The 7,492-nt window shown below is 74.6% G+C and carries 8 protein-coding genes and 1 rRNA gene; 2 read left to right on the forward strand and 7 right to left on the reverse strand.

What is annotated here, in order from left to right:
* Positions 1-18: 18 nt before the first annotated feature.
* The 4 genes from CLV70_RS35605 to CLV70_RS42165 all read right to left on the reverse strand — a co-directional run bounded on the left by CLV70_RS35605 (position 19) and on the right by CLV70_RS42165 (position 2,972).
* Positions 19-906 carry an NAD kinase gene (locus CLV70_RS35605; RefSeq protein ID WP_106131023.1) on the reverse strand — a complete coding sequence of 296 codons (888 nt, stop codon included), beginning with the start codon at positions 904-906 and terminating at the stop codon, positions 19-21.
* On the reverse strand, positions 903-1,763 hold the full coding sequence (locus CLV70_RS35610) for a TlyA family RNA methyltransferase (RefSeq protein ID WP_106131024.1): 861 nt from the start codon (positions 1,761-1,763) through the stop codon (positions 903-905). The genes CLV70_RS35605 and CLV70_RS35610 overlap by 4 nt, the downstream gene beginning before the upstream one ends.
* Positions 1,764-1,791: 28 nt before the next feature.
* The gene (locus CLV70_RS41520) at positions 1,792-1,947 is read right to left on the reverse strand and encodes a hypothetical protein (RefSeq protein WP_245908699.1); all 156 of its coding nucleotides are present in this window, start codon (positions 1,945-1,947) and stop codon (positions 1,792-1,794) included.
* Positions 1,948-2,087: 140 nt separating this feature from the next.
* A complete protein-coding gene (locus CLV70_RS42165) occupies positions 2,088-2,972 on the reverse strand; it encodes a phasin family protein (protein ID WP_211304017.1) in 885 nt (294 codons plus the stop codon).
* Between the two features lie 138 nt (positions 2,973-3,110).
* Between CLV70_RS42165 and CLV70_RS35625 the strand changes: the two genes are divergently transcribed.
* Positions 3,111-3,446, forward strand: coding sequence for an SCP2 sterol-binding domain-containing protein (locus CLV70_RS35625; protein WP_106131026.1), 336 nt, complete (start codon positions 3,111-3,113; stop codon positions 3,444-3,446).
* A 144-nt stretch (positions 3,447-3,590) separates the two neighbouring features.
* On the opposite strand, the gene CLV70_RS35630 is transcribed toward CLV70_RS35625, so the two are convergent.
* Together CLV70_RS35630 and CLV70_RS41530 are read right to left on the reverse strand one after the other, a co-directional pair.
* Positions 3,591-4,574: an HAD-IIA family hydrolase gene (locus CLV70_RS35630; protein WP_106131027.1), complete on the reverse strand. Its 984-nt coding sequence runs from the start codon at positions 4,572-4,574 to the stop codon at positions 3,591-3,593.
* The gene (locus CLV70_RS41530; RefSeq protein WP_245908706.1) at positions 4,571-5,581 is read right to left on the reverse strand and encodes a Replicase polyprotein 1ab; all 1,011 of its coding nucleotides are present in this window, start codon (positions 5,579-5,581) and stop codon (positions 4,571-4,573) included. The genes CLV70_RS35630 and CLV70_RS41530 overlap by 4 nt, the downstream gene beginning before the upstream one ends.
* A gap of 279 nt (positions 5,582-5,860) precedes the next feature.
* Here CLV70_RS41530 and CLV70_RS41905 point away from each other — a divergent pair, with 279 nt between their 5' ends.
* Positions 5,861-7,273 carry a hypothetical protein gene (locus CLV70_RS41905; RefSeq protein ID WP_146164291.1) on the forward strand — a complete coding sequence of 471 codons (1,413 nt, stop codon included), beginning with the start codon at positions 5,861-5,863 and terminating at the stop codon, positions 7,271-7,273.
* 131 nt (positions 7,274-7,404) lie between these two features.
* On the opposite strand, the gene rrf is transcribed toward CLV70_RS41905, so the two are convergent.
* Positions 7,405-7,492 (reverse strand): 5S ribosomal RNA (gene rrf / locus CLV70_RS35645); the annotation flags it as partial.

Below are 7,492 nucleotides of genomic sequence, written 5' to 3' on the forward strand. Positions count from 1 at the left end.
CCACTGAGGGACGCGTCATCAGCGTCGATTGCCGCGCCAACCCTCCACGGGCAGGGCGAACTTCGCCACGAGGGTGTCGGTGAAGGGGCGGGGCTTGAGGCGTACGAGCCGCACCGGGAGCTGCCCCCGCTCGACCGTCACCTGGGCGCCCGGCGGCAGATCCCACGTGCGCCGCCCGTCGCAGCACATCACCGCGAACGACGTGTACGGGTCCACCGTCAGCACGAACGTCGAGGTCGGCGCGGTGACGATCGGCCGGCTGAACAACGCGTGCGCGCTGATCGGCACCAACAGCAGCGCCTCGACCTCCGGCCACACCACGGGACCGCCCGCCGAGAACGCGTACGCCGTCGAGCCGGTCGGTGTGGCGCACACGACACCGTCGCACCCGTAGCGCGACAGCGGCCGCCCGTCGACGTCGACGAGCAGCTCGAGCATCTGCGCGCGCTGCCCCTTCTCGACACTCACCTCGTTGAGCGCCCAGGAGTCGGCGATCAGCCGGCCGTCGTACTCGGCGCGCACGTCCAGGGTGAGCCGCTCGTCCACGGTGTAGTCACCGGAGACGATGTCCCGCACGGTCTGGTCGATGTTCTGCAGTTCCGCCTCGGCCAGGAACCCGACCTTGCCGAGGTTGATGCCGAGCAGCGGCACCTTCGCCGGCCGGGCCAGCTCGGCGGCCCGCAGCAGGGTGCCGTCGCCGCCCAGCGCGAAGACGATCTCCGCGCCCTCGGCCGCCCGCGGGTCGTTCACCGGGGTGACGCCGGGCGGCAGCTCCAGGTCGTCGACCTCCTCGGCGATCACCCGCACCTCGAAACCGGCGGCCACCAGGTCGCGGGCGACGGTCTGCGCGTGCTGGGTGCTCTGTCGCCGTCCGGTGTGGGTCACCAGAAGCGCCGACCGGGTCATGTGTCCTCCAAGGGGGGCGAATCCGGCATCGACGCCGGCCCGCCGGAGGCTACCGCGCCGGACGGCCCGGCGGCGACCACGGCGTGTACCCGCTCGGCGTCGGCGGGTGGTGCTCCCCGGCGGAACCACACGAAGAACTCGACGTTCCCGCTGGGCCCGGGCAGCGGACTCGCCGCCACCGCGGCCACCCCCAGCCCCAGCCCGGCGGCCACCGCCGCCACCTCGAGCACCGCCTCCGCGCGCAGCGCCGGGTCGCGCACGACCCCGCCGGAACCCACCCGCTCCTTGCCGACCTCGAACTGCGGCTTCACCATGAGCGCGAGATCGCCGTCGGCCGCGGTGCACGCGCTCAGCGCCGGCAACACCAGCCGCAAAGAGATGAACGACAGGTCCGCCACGGTCAGCGCCACCGCCCCGCCGATCATCTCCGGGGTCAATGTCCGGACATTGGTACGCTCCATCACGGTCACCCGCTCATCGGTACGCAGCGGCCACGCGAGCTGCCCGTAGCCGACGTCGACCGCGTACACGTGGGCGGCGCCCTCCCGCAGCAGCACGTCGGTGAAGCCGCCGGTGGACGCTCCCGCGTCGAGACAGCGCCGCCCCTTCACCACCAGAGCGGGGAACGCCTTCAGCGCCCCGGCCAGCTTGTGACTGCCCCGCGACACGTACCCGTCGGCGGGGTCCTCACCGGTCACCACCACCGGGTCCGCAGGGTCGATCATGGTGGCGACCTTGGCCGCCACACTGCCCCGGACCTGGACCCGGCCGGCCGCGACGAGCGCGGCGGCCTGCTCCCGGGACCGGGCAAGCTTGCGGCGGACGAGCTCGGCGTCCAGTCGCGCACGGCGGGCCATCAGTCAACCTTCTTACGGGTACGCGTCATCAGCGGTCGATGCCGGCCAGCGTCTCCTGGAGCACCTGGTGCGCGGCCTCGTACTCGGCGATCTGGTCCCCCGGAGCGAGCGTGGCAGCGTTCGCGAGGGCCCGCAGCACCGCGTCGACGGCCGGATGCCCGGTGCTCTCGGAGCCGTCGACCATCCCCGGCGTCACCTCGGCCCGGGCGACCGGCGCGGCCTGCTGCCCCGGCGGCGGCCCCGGCCGGAATCCCCCACCGGGCGGCGGCCCGGGCCGGAACCCACCGGGCGCCGGACCGGGACGCGGCGGCTGATACGGATTCGTCACTGCCCGGCCTCCGGCGTCGCGCCCTTCCCGGCCGCCTTGCTCGGCCCAGCAGCCTTGCGCGGCCCAGCAGCCTTGCGCGGCGCCGCCTTGCCGGCCGGCGGCAGCACCGTCTCGGCAGCGGCGGCCTTCACCGGCGCGGTCGGCGCGGCAGCCGTGCCCGCGGGCTCGACCGACGGCGCCGTGGACTTCGCGGCCCTACGCGCGGTCTTCGCCACCTTCGTGGCCTTGGCCGGCACCGCCTTCTCCGGCGCCACCTTCGCCGGCCCGGTCGTCGCCGGCGTCACCTTCCCCGGCCGACCCGCCGCCTTCTCCGCCACCTCGGAGGTGACCGCCTCGGACGCCGCGGCCTTCGGCGCGGCCGCCTTGGATGCGGCTGCCTTCGGCGCGGCTGCCTTCGGCGCGGCTGCCTTGGGCGGCGTGCTCGTGGCGTCCGCGGCGGCCGGCATCGCGTTCGGCGTGGCCGGCTTGACCGCCTTCTTCGCCAGCGCCTTCTTGACCACAGCCTTCTTCGCCGGCGGCACCACCGCGGCCGGACCCGGCTCGGCGATGGTGACGTCACCCGCGGCGTCGCCGACCCGTGCCTGCGCCGCCCGCAGCTGCTTCTCCAGGTCCCGCACCCGCGCGGTCAGGTCGGAGACCTCCTCCGCGGTGGCCAGCCCGACCAGGCCCAGCGCACGGTCCACCTCGTACCGCACGATGTTGGTCAGCGCCTCGCGGTTGGCGACGCCGGTCGACATCAAGTCCTCGACCAGGCCCTGAAGCTGGCCCGCGGTCGCGCCGCCCTTGTTCAGCAGCTCCCCGGCGACCTTCTGGGCCCGCTTGCGCGGCGCCTCCGTCAACCCGAGCGCCATCTCCAGATACGCCCGCCATGCGTCCTGCATGAGCCTCTCCCCTCGCGCTCGCGCCACGATCGTGCTGGTGCCACGCTACCGGGCATACCCGGGCCGCCCGTCGGGTACCGTGCGGAACGCCCCGGGTGTCGCACAAGACGCCCCCGGGAGACATGGAGGGAGAGCCGAGTGGCCAGCGTGGACGAGTGCCGTCAGGCGTTGCACGATCTCGCGGCACGTCTGGACGCGAACGCCGAGACGCGCGGAAAGCTGGATCTGGACCGCACCCTGGCGTGCCGGGTCCCGGACCTGTCGACGGCCTTCCACGGCCGGCTCACCGGCGGCCGCCTGGTCGACATCGCCGACGGCGACGACCCCGGGGCGAAGATCGCCCTCACCGCCGCCAGCGACGACCTGATCGCCCTGGTGACGGGCCGGCTCGACGTCACCCGCGCGATCGCCGCACGCCAGGTCTCGGTCAAGGCCAACCCGTTCGACCTGCTCAAACTCCGCAAACTCCTGTAACCACCAACCCCGGCGACCGACCCGCCAGCACCCGCCGCCACCAGCCGACGCCAAGCGACCCCCGCCGGCGCCAAGCAAGACCGCCGGCACCGGCACCGCCCGCCGACACCAAGGTCGCCTACCGCGCCACGGGCAGTCCCCGGGTCAGCCCAGCCACTCCTCGAGCAGCCCCGCCGCCGCATCCGATCCCGCCGTCGGCTTCCCGCCGTCCCACACGTACCCGGTCAGCAGCCGCAGCGCGTCCACCGCCTCGCCGTCGCCCTCGAGGCGCCCGTCGCTGAACCGCCACCCGCCGGCCTCCCCGGCCGACGCCGGGATCCGTGCCGCCTCCGCCGGGCCGAACAGCCCCGACAGGTCCGCCGTCACGTACGTCGGCCGCCGCGACGGCGGTGCGGCCAGCAGCTCGGCCGGCCCGCTCACCCCGGTGAGGACGAGCAGGCTGTCCATGCCGGCGCCGACCGCGCCCTCGATGTCGGTGTCGAGCCGGTCCCCGACCGCCAGGGGCCGCCGGGCCCCCGACAGCGACGCGGCCGTCTCGAACAGCGCCGGCGCGGGCTTGCCCACGACGACGTCCGGCTCCCGGTCCAGCGCCGTACGCAGCACCGACACCAGCGACCCGTTGCCGGGCAGCGGCCCGCGCGGGCTCGGCAGCGTCCGGTCGGTGTTCGTCGCCATCCACAGCGCCCCGGCCCGTACGGCCAGCGCCGCCTCCGCCAGCACCTTCCAGCCGACGTCCGGCCCGTACCCCTGCACCACCGCGGCGGGCGAGTCCTCGAACCGCTCGACCGGCGTGAGGCCGGCGTCGCGCACCTCGGCCCGCAACGCCTCCGCCCCCACGACCAGGACGGGAGCCCCGGCCGGCAGCCGCCCGGCGAGCATGGTGGCGGCGGCGCCGGCGGAGGTCAGCACCTCGCCGGGCGCCGCGGAGACCCCCATCCCGGTCAGCAGGCCGGCCACGTCGGCCGCCCGCCGCGAGGCGTTGTTCGTCGCGTACGCCACGGGCGTGCCCGCCGCGCGCAACCGCTCGACGGCCCCGGCCGCCCCCGCGATGGGCTTGTCGATCAGGTAGACGACGCCGTCGAGGTCGAAGATGACCAGGTCGTAGCCGTCGACGAGGGAACCGCTCACGCCTTGTCGCCCGTCGCCCGCGGCTCGCCGTCGTAGTCCTCGCGGACCGCGCCGGTGTCGTCGCCGTCGTCGGTCAGCCCGCCCACGAACTCGTCCCCGGACTCCTTCTCGTCCTCGGGCGCGTCGATGCCGGCGTCGGCTTCCTCGCGGTCGGCCGGCTCCTCGTCCTCGTCGTCGTCGCCGTTGACGACGTCGTCCTCGAACCGGGCCGCGTTGTCGCCGGTGACGTCCTCGTCGTCGTCCTCGTCGCTGCCGTCGGCGTCGTCGTCGAGGTAGGCGTCGCTGCGGTAGGGCGCGTCGTCGTCGTCCTCGTCGTCACCGTCGGCGTCGTCGAGGTCGGCACCCGCCTCGGCGGACCCGGCGGGACCGTCCTCGGAGTTCTCGTCGTCCTCGTCGTCGCCCTCGATGGAGATGCCGTCGAGCTCCAGCAACCGCTCGGCCGCGTCGGTCACGTCGTCCTCATCCGCGGCGGCGGCCCGCGAGAACCACTCCCGCGCCTCCTCGCGCCGGTCGGCGGCCAGCAGGGCATCGGCGTACGCGTACCGGAGCCGCGGCGCCCACTCGGACTGTTCGTCGGCGGTGAGCTCCTTGACCTGCAGCATCGCCACGGCGGCGTCGTGCTGCCCCAGGTCTCCCCGCGCCCCCGCCGCCACGATCAGCAGCTCGATGGCGCCGGCCTTGTCCAGCGCCTCCTTGTCGGCACCACGGAACAGATCGATCGCCCGTTCCGGGCGCCCCAGGGCCCGCTCACAGTCGGCCAGCTCGGCCAGGTGGGTCTGCCGGCCCGTCATGCGATGGTACGTCCGCAGCTCGGCGATCGCGGTCGTCCAGTCCCCCGCGGCGTACGCGGCCAGCCCGACGGCCTCCCGCACGACGGCGATCCGCGACGCCAGCCGCCGAGCCGCGACAGCGTGCTGCAACGCCAGCTCGGAATCCTCGTCGATGATCTGCCCGGCGGCCACGAGATGCCGCGCGACCCGGTCGGCGGTGTCCCGCGACAGGCTCAGCAGCTCGGCACGCACCTCCTTGTCGAGGTCGGTCGCCACGACGTCCTCGGGCAGCTCGGGCGCCTGGAACGCGGGCAGCGCGTCGCGCCGGTCCTGGGACCCACGGTCCTCACGAACCTCCCGGTCCTCCCGCGGCCCTCGGTCCTCCCGCGGCCCTCGGTCCTCCCGCGGCCCCCGGTCGTCCCGGAACCCGCGGTCCTGCCGGAAGCCCTCACGCGATCCCCGGTCGTCCCGGAACCCACCACGGTCGTCCCGCCGGAAGCCACCCTCGCGCGGCCCATGGTCCCCCTGCGGCCGGTCGCCCCGGAACCCACCGTCACGCTGCGGACGGTCACCCCGGAAGCCGCCGTCACGCTGCGGACGGTCGCCCTGGAACCCACCTTCACGGGGCCCGCGGAAGCCACCGTCGCGCGGCCCCCGGTCACCCCGGAAGCCACCCTCGCGCGGTCCACGGTCGCCGAAGCCACCCCGGTCGCGGTCGCCACGGAACCCGCCGTCGCGCGGACCGCGGTCGCCCTGCGGCCGGTCGCTGCGGAACCCACCGTCACGCTGCGGACGGTCGCCGCGGAAGCCACCCTCACGCGGGCCGCGATCGCCCTGCGGCCGGTCGCCCCGGTAGCCACCCTCACGCGGCCCCCGGTCGCCCTGCGGCCGGTCGCCGAACGGCCGGTCCCGGTCGCCGCGGAACCCGCCGCTGCGGTTGCCGGGCCGGTCGCCCCCACGGAAGCCACCCCGGTCGTCCCGGAACCCGCCCCGGTCACCCTGAGGCCGGCCACCGCCGACGCCACGGTCCCGGTCGCCGCCCCGGTATCCACCCTCGGACCGGCCACCCTGGTAACCACCGCGGTCGCGGTCGCCGCCACGGAACCCACCACGATCGCCGCCACCCTGATAGCCACCACGGTCACGATCACCACCGCGGAACCCACCACGGTCCCCGCCACCCTGGTAACCACCACGGGAGCCACCGCCCTGGTAACCACCACGGTCCCCGCCACCCTGATAGCCACCACGGTCACGATCACCGCCACGGAACCCACCACGGTCCCCGCCACCCTGGTAACCACCACGGTCACGATCACCACCGCGGAACCCACCACGATCGCCGCCACCCTGATAGCCACCACGGGAGCCACCGCCCTGGTAACCACCACGGTCCCCGCCACCCTGATAGCCACCACGGTCACGATCACCGCCACGGAACCCACCACGATCGCCGCCACCCTGGTAACCACCACGGTCACGATCACCACCGCGGAACCCACCACGATCGCCGCCACCCTGGTAACCACCACGGTCACGATCACCACCGCGGAACCCACCGCGGTCCCCGCCACCCTGGTAGCCACCACGGTCACGGTCGGGCCCGCGGAAGCCCCCACGGTCGCCGCCGCGGTCGCGGTCACCGCCGCGGTAGCCGCCACGGTCACCGCCCCGGTCGCCCTGGCCGCCGCGGTCGCGGTTGCCGCCCTGGTAGCCGCCGCCGTCGCGGCGGGGCGCGCCCCGGTCTCCCCGGTCGCCGCGGGGGTATCCGCCGGAGCCACCGTCGCGGCCGGGCCGGGCCTCGTCGTCGCGGTTGCCGCCGTCCTGCGGTCCTGGGTTCACGGGTCGTTTCCTTCCAAGTTCGGCATTGCCGTCGCGCTACGGGCGAAGGCGCCGGAGCACATCACGTACAGGGGGCACAACATCTGATCAAGCACGGTGGGCGCGGCCGGCTACGGAGGCACGCCGCGCGAGCGTCCGTACCACGCTACTAGGCGCCGGACACACAAAAGCAGCCGAGGGCCAACCCCCGTAGGGGAAGGCCCTCGACTGTACGTTAAGTCCGGCGGCGTCCTACTCTCCCACACCCTCCCGAGTGCAGTACCATCGGCGCTGGAGGGCTTAGCTTCCGGGTTCGGAATGAGACCG

Source organism: Pseudosporangium ferrugineum, assembly GCF_003002065.1.
In the GTDB taxonomy this organism is placed as follows: domain Bacteria; phylum Actinomycetota; class Actinomycetes; order Mycobacteriales; family Micromonosporaceae; genus Actinoplanes; species Actinoplanes ferrugineus_A.